Here is a 21,228-nt window from a genome sequence, read left to right on the forward strand (position 1 = left end):
CGCGCCGACCGGCGGGATACGGACATCGCGTTCCCCCTCGATCCCATGGAAGGATGACGCAACCGACACATAACGAGGAGATGACCGCGTGCCTGGCACAAACCTGACTCGCGAAGAGGCGCAGCAGCGGGCCGAGCTGCTCACCGTTGACTCGTACGAGATCGATCTCGACCTCTCCGGCGCGCAGGAGGGCGGTACCTACCGGTCCGTGACCACGGTGCGCTTCGACGTGGCCCGCGGCGGTACCGAGTCCTTCATCGACCTGGTGGCCCCGGCCGTCCACGAGGTGGTCCTCAACGGTGACCACCTGGACGCCGCCGAGGTCTTCAAGGACTCGCGGATCGCGCTGCCCGGGCTGCTGGAGGGTCCCAACGTCCTGCGGGTCGTCGCGGACTGCGCCTACACCAACACCGGCGAGGGCCTGCACAGGTTCGTCGACCCGGTCGACGACCAGGCGTACCTGTACACCCAGTTCGAGGTCCCGGACGCCCGCCGCGTCTTCGCCTCCTTCGAGCAGCCGGACCTGAAGGCCACCTTCCAGTTCACCGTGAGGGCGCCCGAGGGCTGGACGGTCATTTCCAACTCGCCGACCCCGGAGCCGAAGGACAACGTCTGGGTCTTCGAGCCGACCCCGCGGATCTCGACGTACATCACCGCGCTGATCGTCGGCCCGTACCACTCCGTGCACAGCGTGTACGAGAAGGACGGGCAGTCCGTGCCGCTCGGCATCTACTGCCGGCCCTCGCTCGCCGAGTTCCTGGACTCCGACGCGATCTTCGAGGTCACGCGGCAGGGCTTCGAGTGGTTCCAGGAGAAGTTCGACTACGCCTACCCGTTCGAGAAGTACGACCAGCTCTTCGTGCCCGAGTTCAACGCGGGCGCGATGGAGAACGCGGGCGCGGTGACCATCCGCGACCAGTACGTGTTCCGGTCCAAGGTGACCGACGCGGCGTACGAGGTCCGCGCGGAGACCATCCTGCACGAGCTGGCCCACATGTGGTTCGGCGACCTGGTCACCATGGAGTGGTGGAACGACCTGTGGCTGAACGAGTCGTTCGCCACCTACACCTCCATCGCCTGCCAGGCCGCGGCCCCCGGCTCGCGCTGGCCGCACTCGTGGACCACGTTCGCGAACTCGATGAAGACCTGGGCGTACCGGCAGGACCAACTGCCGTCCACGCACCCGATCATGGCGGACATCCGCGACCTGGACGACGTCCTCGTCAACTTCGACGGCATCACGTACGCCAAGGGCGCCTCCGTCCTGAAGCAGCTCGTCGCCTACGTCGGCGAGGACGAGTTCTTCAAGGGCGTGCAGGCGTACTTCAAGTCGCACGCGTTCGGCAACACGCGCCTGTCCGACCTGCTGGGCGCCCTGGAGCAGACCTCCGGCCGCGACCTGAAGACCTGGTCGAAGAAGTGGCTGGAGACGGCCGGCATCAACATCCTCCGCCCGGAGGTGGAGACCGACGCCGAGGGCCTGATCACCTCCTTCGCCGTCCGCCAGGAGGCCCCGGCCCTGCCCGCCGGCGCCAAGGGCGAGCCGACCCTGCGCCCGCACCGCATCGCGATCGGCCTCTACGACCTGTCCGACGCCGGCAAGCTGGTGCGCACCGACCGGATCGAGCTGGACGTCGACGGCGAGCGGACGGCCGTACCGCAGCTCACGGGCACGCGCCGCCCGGCGGTCATCCTCCTCAACGACGACGACCTGTCGTACGCCAAGGTCCGTCTGGACGAGGAGTCGCTGAGGACCGTCACCGAGCACCTCGGCGACTTCGAGGCGTCCCTGCCGCGCGCCCTGTGCTGGGCGTCGGCCTGGGACATGACGCGGGACGCCGAGCTGGCCACCCGTGACTACCTCTCCCTGGTGCTGTCCGGCGTCGGCAAGGAGTCCGACATCGGTGTCGTGCAGTCCCTGCACCGCCAGGTCAAGCTGGCCATCGACCTGTACGCCGCCCCGGCCGCCCGCGAGGCCCTGCTGACCCGCTGGACCGACGCGACGCTGGCCCATCTGCGCGCGGCCGAGCCGGGCAGCGACCACCAGCTGGCCTGGGCCCGGGCGTTCGCGGCGACCGCGCGCACCCCGGAGCAGCTCGACCTGCTGGAGGCCCTGCTCGACGGCACGCAGACCGTCGAGGGCCTGGCCGTGGACACCGAGCTGCGCTGGGCGTTCGTCGAGCGGCTCGCGGCCGTCGGCCGGTACGACGAGGCGGAGATCGCGGGCGAGTACGAGCGGGACAAGACGGCGGCCGGCGAGCGGCACGCGGCCACCGCCCGCGCGGCCCGCCCGACGCCGGAGGCGAAGGCGGAGGCCTGGGCCTCGGTCATCGACTCCGACAAGCTGCCGAACGCCGTGCAGGAGGCCGTGATCGGCGGCTTCGTGCAGACCGACCAGCGGGAGCTGCTCGCGCCGTACACGGACAAGTACTTCGAGGTCGTCAAGGGCATCTGGGACTCCCGTTCGCACGAGATCGCCCAGCAGATCGCGGTCGGCCTGTACCCGTCCGTCCAGGTCTCCGAGGAGACCCTGGCCAAGACGGACGCCTGGCTGGCCTCGGCCGAGCCGACCGCGGCCCTGCGCCGCCTCGTCTCGGAGTCCCGCGCGGGCGTCGAACGGGCCTTGAAGGCCCAGGCGGCGGACGCGGCGGGCTCCGCCGCGTAGCCGCGGACACGACGCGGGGGCGCCCGGTGCCGCACCGGGCGCCCCTGCGCGTGCGTGGTCCCCACGGCATGCCGATGCCGGGCGGGCTCTGCCCGTCCGGCATCGGGGTCGGGTTCAGCGGTCCGGGACCGTGACCGGCTGTCAGTTGACGACGACCACCACGACGCCGCCGCCGCCGAAGCCGGGGACGAAGCCCGAGCCGTAGAAGCCGTTGCCGAAGCCGTAGCCGTAGCCGTTGTTGAAGCCGTTGCCGTAGCAGTTGTTGAACCCGAAGCCGCGGTTGAAGCAGCCGTGGTTCGTCGTGACCTGATGCGGGGTGGCCGCCGAGGCCGTACCCGCCGTACCGATCGCGGCACCACCCGCCAGGAGGACGCCGGCGGCGGATACCGCGAAGAGACGCCTCACGCTACGTACTGTCATGGGCCTACCTTCCTTCCACGCCCTCACGGGGTTTCCGGTCCGGGGGCGATGGCCGCGGCCGCGGTGCGAACGTGGCACGGCGCGGTCATAGGTGTTGCCGCGGGGGACGAGCAGCAGGCCTGGCCACATCGGCTGCCAACCCCGGTGAACAGGGCACTCGCCGCCTGCGGCGGGCACACCCCTGATCGCGGCCCTTTTACTTCACGCTAACCGGCCTCCGGTGAGTCAGCATCTCGGACCGCGACGGACCGTGACCGCCCGGCCGCCGACGATTGCGTCCGGTGTACGGTCCCCGCCCGCCTCCGAACTGGCCCGCCACCGTCGCCCCGAACGCCAGCGCCATGCCCGCGAGCTGCACCGGGGTGAGCGTCTGGCCGAGGGCCGCCCAGCCGGTGACCGCCGCGGTCAGCGGGGAGAGGGGGCCGAGGAAGGCGGCCTGGGTGGCGGGGAGCCGGCCGATGCCGCGGAACCAGAGCCAGTAGGCGACGGCCGTGTTGGCCAGGGCGAGGTAGAGGTAGCCGCCCGCGGCGCGGGCGTCGAGGGCGGGCGGGGCACCCTCGGCCAGGAGGGCGACCGGGGCGATGAGCAGGCCGCCCGCGGTGAGCTGCCAGCCGGTGAGCGCGAGCGGACCGACCCCGTCGGGGCGGCCCCAGCGCTTGGTCAGCACGGTGCCGGCGGCCATGGCGGCGGTGGACGCGAGGGCCGCCAGGACGCCGACGAGGTCGAGGGCTCCGGCCCCCTTGAGCACGACCAGGCTGACGCCGAACGCGGCCACCAGCCCGGTGAACAGCGTGCGCGGGGCCGGCCGCTGCCCCAGGAGCAGGGCCGAGAGTCCGACGACGAACAGGGGGCCGGCCGAGCCGACGACCGCGGCCATCCCGCCGGGCAGCCGGTACGCGGCGACGAACAGCAGCGGGAAGAACGCGCCGATGTTCAGCGCCCCGAGCACGGCCGCCTTGCCCCACCAGGCTCCGCGTGGCAGCACCCGGGTGAGCGCGAGCAGCAGCAGCCCGGCGGGCAGGGCGCGCGCCAGGGCCGTGAACAGGGGGCGGTCCGGCGGCAGGAACTCGGTGGTGACCGCGTAGGTGGTGCCCCAGGAGACCGGGGCGAGGGCGGTGACGGCGATGACCGTGGTGCGGGGACGGGTGGGCATGGCAGTGGCCCCCTTCGGGAAGCGTGGACACTTGGTGGCTCGCTTCTAAGTAGCTTAGCTCTAAGCTACTTAGCGTCAAGTGGCTTTCTTGCGGACGAGCCAAAGGGGGCCGATACTCTCCGCATGCAGCCACAGCCCGCCGACACCGTCGACGCGATCATCGAGCAGTGGGCGCGTGTGCGGCCCGATCTGGACACCCGGGCGATGGAGGTCTTCGGCCGGATCTTCCGGCTCTCGCGCGCGATGGGCGACCGGATGGAGAGGGCGTACAAGCCCTACGGCATCTCCCGCGGCGAGTTCGACGTCCTGGCCACCCTGCGCCGGTCCGGCGAGCCGTACACGCTCTCGCCCCGAGAGCTCTCGGCCACGCTCATGCTCACCACCGGCGGTATGACCGGCCGGCTCGACAAGCTGGAGCGCGCCGGACTGCTGCGCCGCTCCCCGGACCCGCACGACCGGCGCGGCCTGAAGGTCACCCTCACCGAGGAGGGGCTGCGGCTGATCGACGAGGCGGTGGGCGCCGGGCTCGCGGAGGAGAGCGCCGCCCTGTCCGCCCTGGACGCCGAAGAGGCCGGCCACCTGGCCGGCCTGCTGCGCAAGCTGCTCGACGCCACGGCCGGCTAGGCGCGTCGTCGCCCGACGGCCGCGCGGCGACAGGTGCGTGCTCTGGGGGTCCCCCGGCCGAAGCTGGGGAAGTGCCGGCGAGAGTGCGCGCACGGCGTCGCGCGGCAGACGCGCAGTGCCAGGCAGGCCCTTAGCCGCCGTCGGCGGCGCGGAGGGCGCTCACGAGGGCGCCGGGTGCGTGTACGAGGACACCGGGCGCGCTCGGGAAAGCGCCGGGGGCGCCGGTCTCACCCGGGTACGGCGTGCGCGCGTACCGACGGGAGGACCGGCGCCCCCGGCGAACGGACCGACGGTCGCTCAGGCCTTGGCCCGGGCGTCGGACTTGACGTTGATGTTGGACGAGGTGGTGTCCTTCTTGGCCCGGGACTTGTCGAGGGCCATCACCAGACCGGCGATGATCAGGAACAGCACGACCGGGGCGAAGACGTAGAGGCCCAGCGTCTCGATGACGCTCAGGCCCGTGCCGGGGTCGTCGCCGTCGTCGCGGGTCAGCGCGAGCGCGGGGGACGACATGAGCAGCATCATCAGCGTCGTACCGGCGGCCAGGGCGCCGGCGCGCAGGGCGTTCTTCTTGTCCACGGAAATCACGGTAGCGAACCGCCGTCGGGGCCGCGCGGCCGGGGTGCCCGTACGGGGCGGGGCGGTCAGCGGAGCACCTCCAGCAGGGCCCGGAGCCGGGGCGAGGCCACCAGTTCCTCCAGCGGCACCGGGCGGCCGTCGGAGCCGGCGACCGGCAGCCGCCAGTTCGGGTACTGGTCCCAGGTGCCCGGCAGGTTCTGCGGGCGGCGGTCGCCGACGCCGTCAGGGAGCCAGACGCCGATCAGCCGGGCGGGGGTGCGCAGCAGGAAGCGGTGGACGGCGCGGATCTCCTCCTCCTCGTCGGAGCCGGGCGGTCCGGCCGCCGGGCTGTCCAGCAGACCGAGGCTGCCGAGCAGGGCGAGCCACTCCGCGGTGTCGGCGGCGGCCTCGGCGCGTTCCTCGGCGGCCGAACGGGTGAGCAGGCCGAGGCGGTCGCGCAGCTCGACGTGGTCTCCGGTGAGCCGGGCGGCGGTGGGCGGCAGGTCGTGGGTGGTGGCGGTGGCCAGGCAGTCGGCGCGCCAGCGCTCGGGCGGCAGCGGGTGGCCGTCGCCCTCCCAGTCCCGTTCGAACCAGAGCACGGAGGTGCCGAGCACCCCGCGCCGCTGGAGCGTCTCGCGCACGCCGGGCTCGACGGTGCCGAGGTCCTCGCCGATCACGACGGCTCCCGCACGGGTCGCCTCCAGGGCCAGGAGGGCGAGCATGGCGTCGGCGTCGTAGCGGACGTAGGTGCCCTCGGTGGGCGGGCTGCCCTGGGGGACCCACCAGAGCCGGAAGAGTCCCATGACGTGGTCGATGCGCAGGGCGCCGGCGTAGCGGAACAGGGCGCGCAGGAGGTCGCGGTAGGGGGCGTGGCCGGTCGCGGCGAGCCGGTCGGGGCGCCAGGGCGGCAGGCCCCAGTCCTGGCCGCGGGCGTTGAAGGCGTCCGGCGGGGCGCCCACGGACATCCCGGCGGCGAACACGTCCTGCTGCGCCCAGGCGTCGGCGCCCGCCGGGTGCACGCCGACGGCGAGGTCGTGCACGATCCCGACGGGCATGCCGGCCTCGCGGGCGGCGCGCTGGGCGGTACGGAGCTGGCCGTCGGTGAGCCAGGCGAGGCGGGTGTGGAACTCCACCCGGTCGGCGAGCTCATCCCGCGCCCGTGCGGTGGCGGCCGAGCGGGGGTCACGCAGCCCGTCCGGCCAGCGGTGCCAGTCGGAGCCGTGGATCTCGGCGAGGGCGCACCAGGTGGCGTGGTCGTCCAGTGCCTGGCCGTGGTCCGTGCGGAAGGCGTCGTAGGCGGCCTGGCGGCCGGGCCCGAGGGGGACCCGCGCGACCAGCTCCAGCGCCTCCCGCTTCAGCTCCCACACCGCGTCCCGGTCGATGAGGGCACCCTTCTCCAGGACGGCGGCGCGCAGCCGCCCGGCCCGCTCCAGCAGCCCGCCGAGCCGCTCACGGCCCTCGACGTACGCGTGTTCGGGGATGTCCTCGATCCGCAGGTGCACGGGGTCGGGGAAGCGGCGGGAGGAGGGGCGGTACGGGGAGGGGTCGGTGGGGGCGCCGGGCACGGCCGCGTGCAGCGGGTTGACCTGGACGAAGCCCGCGCCGGCGGTGCGTCCGGCCCAGCCGGCCAGCTCGGCGAGGTCGGAGAGGTCGCCCATGCCCCAGGAGCGGCGGGAGAGCAGGGAGTAGAGCTGGACGAGGAGGCCGTAGGAGCGGCCGGGCGGGGCGGGCAGCCGGTCCGGGGCGACGACGAGACACGCCTCACCGGTCCGCCCGTCGGGCGCGGTGGCGGTCAGCCGGTGGACGCCGAGCGGAAGATCACCGGCGCCGTCCCGTTCCTCCCCGTCCTCGGTCTCGACGCGCAGCCGGGTGCCGGCGGGCAGCGCGGTGAGGGCGGCGGGCGGTTCCGCGCCGGCCCACTGGACCACCGTCGGCGGCAGCAGGCGCTCGCGCAGCTCGCGTTCCCGGGCGGCGAGGGCCGCGCGTACGGCGTCCGGGCCGGTCGCGTCGACGCCGAGGGCGGCGAGGGCGGCGGTCACGGCGGAGGCGGGGACCTGGACGGTACGGTCCGGGGCGGGGCGGTAGGACGTGGCGACCCCGTGCAGCTCGGCGAGCCGGGCGAGGTCCGCGGGGTGTTCGTCGGAGTGCTCGTCGGGCGCCGCGGCCATCTACAGCCCCGGCGCGAAGGAGTTCGGTACCGGGTCGGACTCGCTGGTCAGCGGGGCGGCCTCGGCGAGCGGGGGCTCGCTGGTCAGGGGCTCGGCGTCGGGCAGCGGCGGCTCGCTGGTCAGCGGTGCCTGCGCGCAGGCGCTCTCCGCGCTGAAGACGCACAGCACCGTCGCGTCGGTCTCGGCGGACGGCTCCGCCACGGGTTTGAGCTGGGCCGGGATCGTGAGTCGAGCCGGTGCGGCCACGGGGGCCTCCTTGTCGGTGTGCGGATGCTGCGGCTTTGGACGGGTTACGGCAGGCCTACCCCGTGAGCCCGTCGCCACGCGCGGCAAAAAACCGGTGCCGGGGGTGATCCGGTGATCCGGCACCGCTCCGGTGATCGATAGAGGGGGTGTGAGACTGTTCCGCCCCATGGGGGGCCAGCGGGAGAAGGACGACGGGAGCGGCGGGGACGCGGCCCTGTTGCGGGCCGTCGCGCAGGGGGACGCCTCGGCGATGGCCGCCCTGTACGACCGGCACGCCGGGTGGCTGCACGCGCGGCTGACGCGCCGGTGCGCCGACCCCGAGCTGGTGCGGGAGGTGCTCCAGGACACGTTCGTCACGGCGTGGCGGTCGGCGGCCGGGCACCGGGGGCAGGAGGCCGGCGGCTGGCTGTGGACGATCGCCGCGCGCCGGCTGGTCGACGCGCGGCGGGCGCAGGAGCGGACCGCGCGGGTCGCGGGACCGCTGCCGGAGCAGGAGTCCTCCGGGCGCTGCGAGTCCGCCGCCGCGCCGTCCGCCGAGGACCGGGTGCTGGCGGGTCTGGAGTACGGCGATGTGGGGACCGCGCTCGACCGGATCTCCCCCGAGCTGCGGGAGGTGCTGCGGGCGACGGTCGTCGACGGGCTGAGCACCCGTGAGGCGGCCCGGCTCCTCGGCATCCCGGAGGGCACGGTCAAGTCCCGGGCCCGCCGCGCCCGCGCGGAACTGCGCGAAGCGCTGGCCCAGCTGAACCCGTCCCCGTTGGGAGGCACGGCATGACCCACCGCGACAGCCACCAGTGGCACGCCCCCGACGACCAGGTGACCCGCTACGCCGAGGGCACCCTGCCGGAGCCGGACGCCTGGTCCCTGGAGAAACACGTGGAGGACTGCGCGAGGTGCGCGTCCCGGGTGTCGGCCGCGGTACGCGGCACGGCGGCGGGGCCGGTGCTGGCGGCGGTACGGGCGGCGGTGCTGGAGTCGGCGCCGGGGGCGGCCGGAGCGACGGAACCGGTCCCCGGCCGGGCCTGGGCGCCGGAGCCGGCCGTACCGGTGCGGACGGCGGCCGGTCCGGCCGGCGGGCGGCCCGTGGTGTCGCCGCGGCTCGCCCGGCTGCTGTGGGCCGCGGGGCCCGCCGTGCGGGGGGCCTGGCTGCCGGCCGTGCTGGGCGTGGCCGTGGCCGCGCCGGCCCTGTCGTACGGGGCCGGGTTCCCCGGGACACGCGCGCTGCTGCTGGCCATCGCCCCCGTGGTGCCCGTCGCCGGGGTCGCCCTGTCCTACGGCCCGCACGCGGACCCCTTGCACGAGGTCACCGCGGCCACACCGGGCGGCGGGCTGCGGCTCGCGCTCACCCGAACGGTCGCCGTGCTCGCGGTGAGCCTGCCGCTGCTGACCCTCACCGGGCTGCTGCTGCCCGCCTCCGGTGCCCCGGCCGCGGCGGCCTGGCTGCTGCCCGGGCTGGCGCTGGCGCTGGCCTCGCTGGCCCTGGCCTCCTTGATCGGGTGCCGGGCGGCGGCCGGGGTGACGGGCGGCGGCTGGCTGTGCGCCGTCCTGGCACCGGTGGCCGTCACGCCGGGCGGTGCGGCGACCCTGCGGCTGGCCGAGCAGCTCTCCCGCTGCCTGGACGGCGTCGCCGCGCAGAGCTCCTGGGCGGTGGCGGCCGTCCTGAGCGCCACCCTGCTGACGGCGCGGCGTCCGGCGTACGACCGGCCCCTGCGCCCGTGACGACGTCCGCGCCGCTTCGCCGCGCGGAGCCCCGCGCCGCGGCCACGCCCACCGCGCCGACCGGAGCCTGACTCCGGTCACGTCTGACCACGCCCCGGCACCACCGGCGGCCGTGGCCCGCCCGCGAGCACCCACCGCCGTCCCGTTGCCGCGCCCGGAGCGCCCCGACCGAACGCGCGGGCCCCACCCCGGGTCCCGTGCCCTCCCCTGGAGAGACGATGAGTTCCATACGTGTGACCGGCCTGCGGGTCCGGCACCGCAAGACGCTTGCCCTCGATTCGCTCGACCTGGTGCTCGGCACCGGTGTGCACGGGCTGCTGGGTCCGAACGGGGCCGGGAAGACCTCGCTGATCCGGGTGCTGGCCACGGTGGCGCGGCCGGACGCCGGCCGGGTGGAGCTGCTCGGTGAGGACACCGCCGGTCACCGCGGGCTGGCCGGGGTGCGGCGCCGGCTGGGCTATCTGCCGCAGGAGTTCGGCTACTACCCGGGTTTCACCGTGCGCGAGTTCGTGGCGTACGTGGCCTGGCTGAAGGAGATGCCGGCGGCGGACGTGCCGGCGGCCGTGGAGCGGGCGGTGACCCGGGTGGGCCTCGCGGACCGTCTCGACGCCAAGGTCCGGACGCTGTCCGGCGGCATGGTCCGCCGGGTCGGCATCGCGCAGGCCATCGTCAACGACCCCGCCGTCCTGCTGCTGGACGAGCCGACCGCCGGTCTGGACCCGGAGCAGCGGGTGGAGTTCCGCGAGCTTCTGCGCCAACTGGGCGCCTCGGCGACGGTGGTGGTCTCCACCCACCTGGTGGAGGACGTGGCCGCCGCCTGCACGGAGGTCACCCTGCTGGACGGGGGCCGGATCGCGTACCGGGGCACGCCCGAGGCGCTCACCCTGCTCGGCGAGGCGTCGGACGGGCCGGGCGACCATCCGATCGAGCGCGGCTACACGGCGGCGCTGCGTGCGCACCGCGCCCCGGGTGCGCGGGAGGCGGTGCGATGACCCTCGTCACCGAGCACGTCACCGGGCCACAGGCGGCCCCGCGTGCGCCGCACCCGCTGCGCGCCGAGTGGGTGCGGGGTTTCGCCCCTTGGGCCGGGGCCGCCGTACTGCTCACGGTCGGCGTGACGCTGTGGGCGAAGGCGGACCAGTGGCAGGGCGGCTGGTCGGAGACCGCCGGCCAGGTGCACTCGACGATGCTGATCACCCTCCCGCTGGCCGCGGCGGCGGGCTGCTGGCAGGGCGGCCGGGAGCGCCGGCGCCGTACCGAGGAGCTGTGGGGGACGACCGTACGGCCGCCGCTGACCCGTCTGCTGGTCGCGGCACTGCCCGTCGCGGTCTGGGTGGCCGTGGGCTACCTGCTGACAGTGGCCTCGGCCCAGCTCGCCACCTGGCCCTACGCGCAGGGCGACCGTCCCCATCTGACGCTGGTGCCCGGGGACACGGTCGCCGTGGCGGCGGGCGCGCTGGCCGGGCACGTGGTGGGCCGGGCGGTGCCGACCCGGCTCGCGGCGCCGCTGCTGGCGATGGCCGGCTATGTGGGCCTGGGGATCGTGACGACCGACCGCTCGGTCTCCGGCCACGCCCTGAGTCCCACCATCTCGCCCGTCGGCGGACTGCCCGTGTGGTGGCAGCCGTGGGCCATGGCGGTGTGGACGGGTGGCCTCGCGGTCGCCGCGGCACTGGCGTACGCGGCCCGGCGCCGGGTGACCGCCCTGCTGCCGCTGGCCGCCGCGCTGGCCGCGGGCACGCTGCTCGCGCAGACCGGGAACGGCCTGTGGCACGCCGACCCGATCGCCCGCCGTCAGGTGTGCGACACCTCCACCACCCCGGCGGTGTGCGTGAACGCGCGGTACGCCGGGATGCTTCCGCAGGTCAGGGAGGCCCTGTCGGGGGTCACGGGCAAGCTGGAGGGTGTGCGGAACCTGCCGGTGCGGTGGGCGGACCACGGCGGAGCCCCGCGCGCCGGCGAGGCCCGGCTACCGGGCATCACGCCGCTGGGCTGGTCGGCCGTACGCGGGCGGCTGACCGATCCGGAGCAGTTCGCATGGGAGGCCGTCACCGCGCTGGAGGGTTACGACTGTCCCGAGCGGACCCCGACGGCCCGGGAGCGCGAGGCGGACGACGCCGTGGAGCACTACCTCGCGCCGACCTCGGCGCGGAAGGCGATCGACGAGGACGACGCCCGCGGTGACACGGCCCGTCGCGCCGAGTTGCGCGAGCGCCGCGCGGCCCGGGCGAAGCTGGCCGGCATGGACGAGCGGACGCGCCGCGCGTGGCTGTCGGCCTACTTCGCGGCCCACGCCGACTGCGACGCCAAGGGGGTGCCGGCGCTGTGACCGGACTCCTTCTGTACGCCCGCTCCCGGGCGCTCCCCGTCACCGTGGCCGCGCTCGTCGGCACCGCCGCCTTCGCCCTCTGGGCGGCCGGCCGGCTGGACGCGTACCTCGATCCCGACCGCCGGGTGCCGATCGTCGCGCTGGCGCCGCTGCTGGCGTCGGCGGTGATCGGAGCGAGCCTGTACAGCGCCTCGGACGAGCTGGACCGCACGGCCGTGCGCCCCTGGTGGCCGCGCCGGCTGGTCCAGCTGACGGCCCTGACCGCGCTGGCGGCCCTGCTGGTCGTCCCGGCGGTGCTCGGCCACGCGGAGAACTTCGGCCCGCCCGCCGTCGTCCGCAACACCCTGGGCTGCACGGGCGTCACCGCGACGGCGGCCGTCCTCCTGGGCGCCCGGCTGAGCTGGCTCCCCGCGTTCGCCTACGTGACCGCCGTCTACCTGGGCTCCTCGGCCGCGCGCGGGCGCGCGGCGACGGTGTGGGCGTGGCCGATGCAGCCGGGCGCCGAGCCGGGCGCCTGGGCGGTGGCCCTGGCCGCGTTCGCGGTGGGCGCGGCCCTGTACGCGGCGCGCGGTGCCCGCCCGGAGGGGGTAGGCGGCTAGACGGGGGCGCGGGGAACCGCGCGGCCGGCCCCCACGCACCCACGGCCGCCGACGAGCCACCACGCCCCTTGCTCATGTGGTCATGGGGCGCAAACACACCGGCCCGGATCTAGGCAGAGATGCCGTCGATCCGGGCCATGGCGTCATCCGCGCCGTACGGCTGCAAGTACGGCAACCAGCGCGGGTCACGATGCCCCGTGCCGATGATCCGCCAGGCGAGCCCCGTCGGCGGAGCCGGTTTGTGCCGCAGCCGCCAGCCCAGTTCCACGAGGTGACGGTCGGCCTTCACGTGGTTGCAGCGGCGGCACGACGCCACCACGTTGTCCCAGACGTGCTTGCCCCCGCGACTGCGCGGGATGACGTGGTCGACGCTGGTTGCGACGCCACCGCAGTACATGCACCGGCCCCCGTCGCGCGCGAACAGCGCACGGCGGGTCAGAGGAACAGGCCCCCGATAGGGGACCCGGACGAATCGCTTGAGCCGGACCACGCTGGGCGCGGGGAGGGTGACGGTTGCGCTGTGCATATAGGCGCCGGATTCCTCGAGGGAGACTGCCTTGTTCTCCAGGACGAGGACGAGCGCGCGGCGGAGCGGTACGACGCCGAGCGGCTCGTACGACGCGTTGAGGACCAGGACATGCGGCACGGGTGCCTCCTTGGGCGTCGGCGGCGCGTGGCTCGCGCCGGGACGATCTGCAGTCAGTCTCTCCTCATGCCTGGTGGACGCGCCACCATGTCCCGGTAACGGGCTGGGAGTGTTTTCGACCACATCCTGATTCATCCCCCGGATCATGGCCTGTTCAAGCCCGCGTGAGCCGTGTCTCTCCTGCGCGCCTCCTGTGCGGATCGGCGCCAGGCATTCACAATGCCCCGTTAGTGTGGTGGTCCTGTCCGTCCGGTGACCTTTTCGTGACCTTGACCGCCCGCCGGTACGGACCGCGCAGCACCTGGGAGGTACCTGCCGTGTCGTCCCTGCCCGCCGCCGTCCTGGCCGCCGGCGCATCGCCGTCTCCTTCGCCGTCGCCGTCGGGATCGACGGCCCCGGCCGTGCCGACGCTCCAGGACGCCCAGGAGAGCGCGACGAACGCGGCGAGCTGGGTCGAGCAGAACTGGTCGACATGGCTCGCGATGGCCCTGCAGATCCTGCTGATCGTGGCCGTGGCGATCGCGCTCCGGGCGGTGGTCCGGCGGGCGATCACCAAGCTGATAGACCGGATGGGCCGTAGCCCGCAGGCGACGGAAGGCAGCTCGCTGGGCGGGCTGCTGGTCAACGCCGAGCGGCGCCGGCAGCGCTCGGCCGCGATCGGGTCGGTGCTGCGCTCGGTGGCGAGCTTCCTGATCCTCGGCACGGCCGCGCTGATGGTGCTGGGCACCTTCAAGATCAACCTGGCGCCGTTGCTGGCGTCGGCCGGTGTCGCGGGTGTGGCGATCGGTTTCGGCGCGCGCAACCTGGTCACGGACTTCCTGTCCGGCGTGTTCATGATCCTGGAGGACCAGTACGGCGTCGGGGACGTGATCGACGCGGGTGTGGCGACCGGCGAGGTGATCGAGGTCGGCCTGCGCGTGACGAAGCTGCGCGGCGACAACGGGGAGATCTGGTACGTCCGCAACGGCGAGGTCAAGCGGATCGGCAACCTGTCCCAGGGCTGGGCGACGGCCGGGGTCGACGTGACCGTGCGGGCGAGCGAGGACCTGGACCGGGTGAAGGCCACGCTGGACGAGGTCGCCGAGAAGATGAGCAAGGAAGAGCCCTGGAACGAGCTGCTGTGGAGCCCGGTCGAGGTGCTCGGACTGGACTCCGTGCTGATCGGCTCCATGGTGGTCCGGGTCTCGGCCAGGACGATGCCGGGCAAGTCGGTCACGGTGGAGCGGGAGCTGCGCTGGCGGATCAAGCGGGCGTTCGACGCGGCGAGCATCCGCATCGTGGGCGGCGCGACGGCCGTCGAGGACCAGGAGGACAGCCCCGACCCGACGGCCACGGTCGCGGCCCCGTCGGTGTACTCCAACGCGGACTCCCCGCAGTCGGCGGCGGCCACCCCGATCGCTCCGCAGCGCTCGGCACCCTCGGGGAAGTAGCGGAACGGTTCGGCACACACGTTCGAGTGAACGGGCGGGGCATTCCGGCGCACGGTGCGCACGGGGTGCCCCATCGTTCTGCCGCATGAACACCGACCGCCCCGGGGAGCCGGACCTCATGGCCCGCATGGAGCCCGTCCAGCTCCTGGCGGCGTACGAGGCGGTCTCTCCCGTGCCCGTACGCGCCGAGTTCATCGAAGGCCGGGCCTACCTACCGCTGGCGCCGCCCGGTGACGGGCACGGCGACACGGTTCTGGAACTGTGCTTCCAGCTCCGATCGGCAGCGGTCCCACACGTCGGCACCGGCAACGGCTTCCGGTTCGCCGCTCCTGCCGACGGCACGACAGCGTTGATCATCCCGGACCTCCACGTCATGCGCCGCAAGCCGACGGGTGCGGACGAGGCGCACTTCGCCGCGCATCCCGGCTGGTACCCCATCGACATGCTCGCCCTGGTCGGCGAAGTCACCTCCACCAACCACGAGACCGACACCGGCCCCAAGCTCCGTACCTACGCCGCCGCCGGCGTCCCCGTCTACGTCATCATCGACCGCCACTCCGGAACGGCCCACTGCTACACGGACCCCGTCCTCCCCGGCGACGACCCCACCGAGGCGTACTACGCCACCGACGCCAAGGTCGATCTCGGCGAGCCCCTTCCGCTCCCGGCGCCCTACCCGACTCTGGACACCGCCCCCTTCATCGAGGGCTGAGCGGGCCGCAGGCCAGCTGGTAGGCCTCGCGGACCCACGCCTCCCCGCCCGGGTCGGTGCCGCAGGACAGGGACGCGCCCTGGGTGCCGGTGAGCCAGGTCGTCACGCTGCCGTAGTGCGTGCCGTCGGGGCAGCTGACGGCGAAGCTCGCGTCCACCACCTTCACGGCCTCCGCGGTGACGAAGCGGCCGGCGCCGTCGAAGTCGATACGGTCGGGGTGCCGGGGATGGCGGGCCGTGTTCTCCCCCGGAGCCATCAGGTCGCTCGTGTCGTAGCCCAGGTGCCGCGCGAGCGAGGCCATCGCCCGCCGCCGGGACAGCTCCACGCCGTTCGTCCGGATCCAGGCGACGACGGTCCGCACGGGCACGTTGTGGAAGGTGGTCCAGCCGTCCTCCTTGCCCAGCGGCACCACCGGGGAGACACCGGTCAGCCGCGTCTCCTGCCGTACCGCCCCCCAGCGGAAGGTGCCGGAGCCGCAGGGCGGCGACGCGGGGGGCTCCACCGAGGGCGCCGTCCGGACCTGACGCGGCTGCTGCGCCGTACACGCCACCGCTCCCAGCAGCAGCACGACCGCCACCGCCATCGAGCCGCTTCTCACTCGGTCTCCCCCAGTCTCGTCACCTGGCACAGCGCCACGAACGCGCTCGCCATGCGCTGCCCCGGCATGCCCATCAGCCCTTGGTCCGCGCGCAGCAGGACCCGGGCCCGGCCCGACGACCGGTCCACGGTCAGGGAACCGCTGACCGCGTGCCGGCCGCGGAACGGGCGCCACTGGAAGTCCCACGCCCCCGCCTCGCCCGTCACCTCGTACGCCCGCCCGGATCCGGCGATCCCCGCCCGCAGCCGTTCCGCCTCCCCCGCCGGGAACGCCCGCTCCTGCGCGGCCCGGAGGGCGTCCACGGTGACCGGGATGCCGGTGCCGCGCGCCCGGCGGACCAGGGCCGCGTACACGTAGAAGGCGGCGAGCAGGCTGAGGGCGGCCCAGACGAGCAGGGTGAGGCCCAGGTCTTCGGCGGACGACCGGGACAGGCCCTCGCCCAGGAAGTCGCTCAGGCCCACCGTGATCAGCAAGGGCACGAAGCCGGACATCGTGGCCGTCCACAGCCTCCACACCAGCCTCGGGTCGGCCATCCCCACCATCCCCGCTGTCCCCCCAGTTCGTCCGTCGCCCGAATGTAGGCCCTGTGACCAGCGAAAACCACATCCTTGACGGACTCGTGACGCGCCCTTGGCCCCCGCCCGAACGCAGATCGTCTTCACAGGAACCCCGCGCTTCCTCCGCATCCTGTGATCGTCTAGGGTCGCCTCCACAACGGGCCCTTGTTCTGGAGCGCGACGCCGCCCGGGGGCCCGTGTCGAATGTGGGGAAACATGCGCAAGCTCGCCATCGGCACCGCCCTGTCCGGTGCCCTGGCCCTGGCCGGCCTGGCCGCACCCGCCGCGTCGGCGGCCGGTACGCCGGACCTGACGTTCGCCGGCGTGACCGTGAACAAGGGCAAGCCGATCGTGGTCGGCACCACCAAGGTCGTGAACGTGCCGGTGTCGTACACCCTGACCCGGCCGAAGGACCTGGTCATCGACCAGAAGAAGACGGTCCAGGGCGTGCTGCTGTACCGCGGCACGCTCAAGTCGCTCGACAACGAGCTGGGCCCGCAGAAGGCTCCCGTCTGCACGGCCACCGCCACGACGGACACGACCGTCACCGAGAGCTGCACCGAGACGATCGTCGCCGCCCCGGACGAGGCGCTGTACGAGGCCGCCGACGCGGGCACCTGGAAGGCCGCCGGTGTCTACGCGCACAGCGACGGCAGCGCCTCGGACGACTACCTGCACAGCGAGAACGACGTCACCATGTGGGGCAACCTCGCCTCGACGCAGGTCAAGCGCGCCGCCCAGCTCACCGCGAACGCCGCCCCGGAGCCCGTCGTCAAGGGCCGGACGCTGACCGTCAAGGGCAAGCTGACCCGCGCCAACTGGGCGACCGGCACGTACACCGGGTACAAGGACCAGAAGGTCGTCCTGCAGTTCAAGGCGGACGGCGGTGCCTACGCGAACGTCAGGACGGTCACCTCCGGCACCGGCGGCGCCCTGTCCACCACGGTGAAGGCGGGCAAGAGCGGCACCTACCGCTTCGTCTTCGCCGGAACGGCCACCACGGGCGCGAAGACGTCCGCCGGGGACCACGTGACCGTGAAGTAGGCCCGGCACTCCCCCGTACCGCAGCGCCCCCGAGGTAACGACTCTGTTGCCTCGGGGGCGTTGTCTATTGACGCCCCCTTCGTCCTCGGCTTACGTTCCTCCCACCCCAATAGGAAAGTTTCCTAACAGTGATCTCCGGGCGACCGTTGATCAAGACTGGACGTCATGCCCAGGTCACTGAAAAGCTGGGCGGCTGGAAAGGCAGGTGTCGACCCCCATGGCAGGAACCGCCGGTACGCCGGGCACCCCGCGCGTCCTGCGCGCCATGAACGACCGCGCCGCCCTGGACCTGCTGCTGGAGCACGGGCCGCTGTCGCGCACCCGGATCGGCAAGCTCACCGGCCTGTCCAAGCCCACCGCCTCCCAGCTCCTGGCCCGTCTGGAGGCGGCCGGACTGGTCCGGGTCACCGGCACCAGCGAGGGCCGGCCGGGCCCCAACGCCCAGCTCTACGCGGTCAACCCCGCAGCCGCGTACGCCGCCGGGCTCGACGTCACCCCGCACCGCATCCGGGCCGCGGTCGCCGACATCACCGGCCGCACGGTCGGCGAGTACGAGCTGCCCACCCCGGGCCGGCGCCCGGCGCACCCCGTCGTCCGGCAGGTCACCGACGCCCTCGACGGCGCCGTCAAGGCCGCCGGGCTCGCCCGGTCCGACGTGCACCGGCTGGTCATCGGCACGCCCGGCGCCTTCGACCCCAACACCGGGCGGCTGCGCTACGCCTCCCACCTGCCGGGCTGGCACTCCCCCGCACTGCTCGACGACCTGGCGGCGGCCCTGCCGATGCCGGTCGAGTACGAGAACGACGTCAACCTCGTCGCCATCGCCGAACAGCGGCTCGGCGCGGCCCGCGGCCACGCGGACTTCGTGCTGCTGTGGAACCAGGAGGGCCTCGGCGCCGCCCTGGTCCTCGGCGGCCGGCTGCACCGCGGCTGGACCGGCGGCGCCGGCGAGGTCGGCTTCCTGCCGGTGCCGGGCACCCCCCTGGTCCGGCAGGTCACCAAGGCCAACAGCGGCGGCTACCAGGAGCTGGCCGGCTCCCAGGCCCTGCCGAAGCTGGCCCGGGAACTCGGTGTCGAGGACGTGCCCTCGGGGCCGTACACCGAGGCGGCCACCGCGCTCGTCGCCCGCGCCGCCGACCACGCGAGCGGCCCGCACCGGGAACTGCTCCAGACCTACGCCACCCGGCTCGCCACCGGTCTCGCCTCGCTCGTCTCCGTCCTCGATCCCGAACTCGTCGTCCTCAGCGGCTCCGCCCTGACGGCCGGCGGCGAGGTGCTGCGCGCCCTCGTCCAGGCCGAGCTGGAGGAGCTGGCCGCGGCCCGGCCCCGGCTGGTCGTCGGCGACGTCCAGGAACACCCCGTGCTGCGCGGCGCGCTGGAGTCCGCGCTCGCCGCCACCCGCGACGAGGTCTTCGACACCTCGCGCTGAGCGCCCCCTCTTTTCCCGACCCCGTCCCCCTGGGAGACCTCGCCATGCCCACAGCCATACCCGAAGTCGCCCGAAAGGCGGCTTTTGCCCTGACTGCCTCCGCCGTGCTCCTCACCGCCGCGTGTACCGGCCAGTCCGACTCCGGTGCCACCGACGACCCCTCGAAGGACACGACGATCAACTTCTGGCACGCCTGGAGCGCGCCGAACGAGGTGAAGGCCGTCAAGTCGCTGGTCGCCGGCTTCGAGCACGCGCACCCCAACATCCACGTGAACGTCGTCGGCAACATGACCGACGACAAGATCAACCAGGCGCTGCGGGCCGGCGGCGAGAAGGCCCCGGACGTGATCTCGTCGTTCACCACCAACAACGTGGGCAAGTTCTGCTCCTCGGGCGCGCTGGTGGATCTGAACCCGTTCTTCGAGAAGTCGGGGATCGACCCGGAGAAGACGTTCCCGAAGCCGATGAACGAGTACACCCAGTTCGACGGCAACCGCTGCACGGTGCCGCTGCTCGGTGACGCGTACGGGCTCTACTACAACAAGACGGCGTTCGAGAAGGCGGGCATCGCGCACCCGCCGAAGACCTGGTCCGAATTCGAGGCGGACGCCAAGAAGCTGACGATCTCCCAGGGCGACGGCTACAAGCAGCTCGGGTTCATGCCGAACTACCACGGCTGGGAGTCCACCACCGAGCACTACCTCGGCCAGTTCTCGCCGACGTACTTCGACAAGGACGGCAAGTCGAACCTCGCCAAGGACCCCGCCTTCGAGAAGGGCTTCACGCTCCAGAAGAAGCTCGTGGACGAACTCGGCGGGTTCCAGAGGCTGGAGAAGTTCCGCGCCACGCTGGGCGACGAGTGGGGTCCCAAGCACCCCTTCCACACCGGTCAGGTGGCCATGCAGCTCGACGGCGAGTGGCGGCTCGGGATGGCCGAGGAGGCGAAGCCGGACTTCGAGATCGGGGTGGCCCCGCTGCCGGTCCCGGACGACCAGGCCGACCAGTACGGCAAGGGCTACATCACCGGCACCATCGCGGGCATCGCCGCCACCAGCCACAAGCGGAACGCGGCCTGGGAACTGGTGAAGTACATGACGACGGACACGGACGCCGTGGTCGGCTTCGCCAACGACATCCACAACGTGCCCTCCACGCTGGCCGCGCTGAAGTCGCCGAAGCTGAAGTACGACCCGCGCTTCAAGACCTTCCTGGACATCGCCGCCAACCCGCACTCGACGACGACTCCCGCCTCGATCAACGGCGGTGTGTACCTGGTGACGATCCAGCAGTTCGGCTACGACTACGAGAGCGGCAAGGTCACCGATCTCAAGGCCGGGCTGAAGAAGACGGCCGCGCAGATCGACACGGACATCGCGCAGGCGAAGTGATGAGCGCCGTATCCCTCGCGTCGAAACGCCGGCGCTCGGCCCTGCGCACGCTCGCCTTCATGTCCCCGTGGCTCATCGGCTTCGCGGTCTTCTTCGCCTACCCGCTGATCTCCACGGTCTACTTCTCCTTCATGCACTACGACGGCTTCCGGCCGCCGACGTGGAGCGGCGGGAAGAACTGGACGTACGTCTTCGAGCACTACCCCCTGTTCTGGCCCGCCCTGCGCAACACGCTCTGGCTGGTCGTGATCATGGTGAGCCTGCGGGTGCTCTTCGGGCTGGGCGTCGGGCTGCTCATCACCAAGATCAAGACCGCTACGGGCGTCTTCCGCACCCTGTTCTACCTGCCGTACCTCGCCCCGCCGGTCGCGGCCACCATGGCCTTCGCGTTCCTGCTCAATCCCGGCACCGGCCCGGTGAACTCGATCCTGGAGAAGGCCGGGCTGCCGGCGCCGGGCTGGTTCAACGACCCCACCTGGTCCAAGCCGGCGCTGACCCTGCTGGCCCTGTGGGGCGTCGGCGACCTGATGGTCATCTTCATGGCCGCGCTGCTCGACGTACCCACGGAGCAGTACGAGGCGGCGGAGCTGGACGGCACCTCGGCCTGGCAGCGCTTCCGGTACGTGACCCTGCCGAACATCGCCCCGATCGTGATGTTCGCCGTCGTCACCGGCGTGATCCAGACCATGCAGTACTACACGCAGCCGCTGGTCGCGGGGAAGGTCGCCTCCGGCGTGATCCAGGGCGCCGGCACCCAGTTCGAGCCCGGTTACCCCGACAAGTCCACGCTCACCCTCCCCCAGCTCGTCTACAACCTCGGCTTCCAGCGCTTCGACTACGGCTCGGCGTGTGTGGTGGCGCTGGTGCTGTTCGCCCTGTCGATGGCGTTCACCGCGCTGCTGATGCGGCGCCGGGGCGGCCTGATCCAGGCAGGTGACTGACC

21 protein-coding genes are annotated in these 21,228 nt (G+C 73.2%); 13 read left to right on the forward strand and 8 right to left on the reverse strand.

Annotated features, from left to right (window positions below; genetic code table 11):
* Positions 1 to 88 precede the first annotated feature (88 nt).
* A complete protein-coding gene (gene pepN / locus OO52_RS24315) occupies positions 89 to 2,665 on the forward strand; it encodes an aminopeptidase N (protein WP_030648782.1) in 2,577 nt (858 codons plus the stop codon).
* Positions 2,666 to 2,806: 141 nt separating this feature from the next.
* Here pepN and OO52_RS24320 read toward each other — a convergent pair whose 3' ends face one another.
* Positions 2,807 to 3,085 (reverse strand): hypothetical protein, encoded by a 279-nt coding sequence (locus OO52_RS24320; protein WP_234317138.1) that lies wholly within the window; start codon positions 3,083 to 3,085, stop codon positions 2,807 to 2,809.
* Positions 3,086 to 3,281: 196 nt separating this feature from the next.
* Entirely contained in the window at positions 3,282 to 4,238 is a 957-nt protein-coding gene (locus tag OO52_RS24325; protein ID WP_030648788.1) for an EamA family transporter, read from the reverse strand.
* Between the two features lie 123 nt (positions 4,239 to 4,361).
* On the opposite strand from OO52_RS24325, the gene OO52_RS24330 reads away from it, so the two are divergent.
* A complete protein-coding gene (locus tag OO52_RS24330; protein WP_030648791.1) occupies positions 4,362 to 4,862 on the forward strand; it encodes a MarR family winged helix-turn-helix transcriptional regulator in 501 nt (166 codons plus the stop codon).
* A gap of 297 nt (positions 4,863 to 5,159) precedes the next feature.
* On the opposite strand, the gene OO52_RS24335 is transcribed toward OO52_RS24330, so the two are convergent.
* The 3 genes from OO52_RS24335 to OO52_RS24345 form a co-directional block, all read right to left on the reverse strand.
* Entirely contained in the window at positions 5,160 to 5,441 is a 282-nt protein-coding gene (locus tag OO52_RS24335) for a hypothetical protein (RefSeq protein ID WP_030648794.1), read from the reverse strand.
* A 65-nt stretch (positions 5,442 to 5,506) separates the two neighbouring features.
* Entirely contained in the window at positions 5,507 to 7,588 is a 2,082-nt protein-coding gene (malQ, locus tag OO52_RS24340; RefSeq protein ID WP_030648796.1) for a 4-alpha-glucanotransferase, read from the reverse strand.
* Positions 7,589 to 7,834 (reverse strand): hypothetical protein, encoded by a 246-nt coding sequence (locus tag OO52_RS24345; protein ID WP_030648800.1) that lies wholly within the window; start codon positions 7,832 to 7,834, stop codon positions 7,589 to 7,591.
* A 166-nt stretch (positions 7,835 to 8,000) separates the two neighbouring features.
* On the opposite strand from OO52_RS24345, the gene OO52_RS24350 reads away from it, so the two are divergent.
* The 5 genes from OO52_RS24350 (at position 8,001) to OO52_RS24370 (ending at position 12,481) form a co-directional block, all read left to right on the forward strand.
* On the forward strand, positions 8,001 to 8,609 hold the full coding sequence (locus tag OO52_RS24350) for an RNA polymerase sigma factor (protein WP_030648804.1): 609 nt from the start codon (positions 8,001 to 8,003) through the stop codon (positions 8,607 to 8,609).
* Positions 8,606 to 9,553 (forward strand): zf-HC2 domain-containing protein, encoded by a 948-nt coding sequence (locus OO52_RS24355; RefSeq protein ID WP_030648806.1) that lies wholly within the window; start codon positions 8,606 to 8,608, stop codon positions 9,551 to 9,553. The genes OO52_RS24350 and OO52_RS24355 overlap by 4 nt, the downstream gene beginning before the upstream one ends.
* Before the next feature lie 218 nt (positions 9,554 to 9,771).
* A complete protein-coding gene (locus OO52_RS24360) occupies positions 9,772 to 10,545 on the forward strand; it encodes an ABC transporter ATP-binding protein (protein WP_196942891.1) in 774 nt (257 codons plus the stop codon).
* Entirely contained in the window at positions 10,542 to 11,882 is a 1,341-nt protein-coding gene (locus tag OO52_RS24365) for a hypothetical protein (RefSeq protein WP_030648813.1), read from the forward strand. The genes OO52_RS24360 and OO52_RS24365 overlap by 4 nt, the downstream gene beginning before the upstream one ends.
* Positions 11,879 to 12,481 carry a hypothetical protein gene (locus tag OO52_RS24370; protein ID WP_030648816.1) on the forward strand — a complete coding sequence of 201 codons (603 nt, stop codon included), beginning with the start codon at positions 11,879 to 11,881 and terminating at the stop codon, positions 12,479 to 12,481. Before OO52_RS24365 ends, OO52_RS24370 begins: the two co-directional genes overlap by 4 nt.
* Before the next feature lie 109 nt (positions 12,482 to 12,590).
* Here the strand turns inward: OO52_RS24370 and OO52_RS24375 are convergent, their stop codons facing one another.
* Complete coding sequence (locus OO52_RS24375) at positions 12,591 to 13,127, reverse strand: HNH endonuclease (RefSeq protein ID WP_030648817.1); 537 nt, start codon at positions 13,125 to 13,127, stop codon at positions 12,591 to 12,593.
* Between the two features lie 317 nt (positions 13,128 to 13,444).
* Between OO52_RS24375 and OO52_RS24380 the strand changes: the two genes are divergently transcribed.
* Entirely contained in the window at positions 13,445 to 14,557 is a 1,113-nt protein-coding gene (locus OO52_RS24380; RefSeq protein WP_030648819.1) for a mechanosensitive ion channel family protein, read from the forward strand.
* An 85-nt stretch (positions 14,558 to 14,642) separates the two neighbouring features.
* Positions 14,643 to 15,269, forward strand: a complete 627-nt coding sequence (locus OO52_RS24385; RefSeq protein WP_030648821.1) for a Uma2 family endonuclease — start codon at positions 14,643 to 14,645, stop codon at positions 15,267 to 15,269.
* On the opposite strand, the gene OO52_RS24390 is transcribed toward OO52_RS24385, so the two are convergent.
* Both OO52_RS24390 and OO52_RS24395 read right to left on the reverse strand, forming a co-directional pair.
* Complete coding sequence (locus OO52_RS24390; protein WP_158712551.1) at positions 15,256 to 15,867, reverse strand: hypothetical protein; 612 nt, start codon at positions 15,865 to 15,867, stop codon at positions 15,256 to 15,258. The genes OO52_RS24385 and OO52_RS24390 overlap by 14 nt on opposite strands.
* Positions 15,864 to 16,400, reverse strand: coding sequence for a hypothetical protein (locus tag OO52_RS24395; protein WP_030648825.1), 537 nt, complete (start codon positions 16,398 to 16,400; stop codon positions 15,864 to 15,866). Before OO52_RS24395 ends, OO52_RS24390 begins: the two co-directional genes overlap by 4 nt.
* Before the next feature lie 240 nt (positions 16,401 to 16,640).
* Between OO52_RS24395 and OO52_RS24400 the strand changes: the two genes are divergently transcribed.
* From OO52_RS24400 to OO52_RS24415, 4 genes are all read left to right on the forward strand, one after another.
* On the forward strand, positions 16,641 to 17,468 hold the full coding sequence (locus OO52_RS24400; protein ID WP_030648827.1) for a hypothetical protein: 828 nt from the start codon (positions 16,641 to 16,643) through the stop codon (positions 17,466 to 17,468).
* Positions 17,469 to 17,685: 217 nt separating this feature from the next.
* Positions 17,686 to 18,897, forward strand: a complete 1,212-nt coding sequence (locus OO52_RS24405; protein WP_030648829.1) for an ROK family transcriptional regulator — start codon at positions 17,686 to 17,688, stop codon at positions 18,895 to 18,897.
* Positions 18,898 to 18,941: 44 nt separating this feature from the next.
* Complete coding sequence (locus OO52_RS24410; RefSeq protein WP_048910459.1) at positions 18,942 to 20,285, forward strand: ABC transporter substrate-binding protein; 1,344 nt, start codon at positions 18,942 to 18,944, stop codon at positions 20,283 to 20,285.
* Positions 20,285 to 21,226 (forward strand): carbohydrate ABC transporter permease, encoded by a 942-nt coding sequence (locus tag OO52_RS24415; RefSeq protein ID WP_030648834.1) that lies wholly within the window; start codon positions 20,285 to 20,287, stop codon positions 21,224 to 21,226. The genes OO52_RS24410 and OO52_RS24415 overlap by 1 nt, the downstream gene beginning before the upstream one ends.
* The last annotated feature ends 2 nt before the right edge of the window (positions 21,227 to 21,228 follow it).

The sequence above is a fragment of the Streptomyces flaveolus genome (genome assembly GCF_000716535.1).
Taxonomy (GTDB): Bacteria; Actinomycetota; Actinomycetes; order Streptomycetales; family Streptomycetaceae; genus Streptomyces; species Streptomyces flaveolus_A.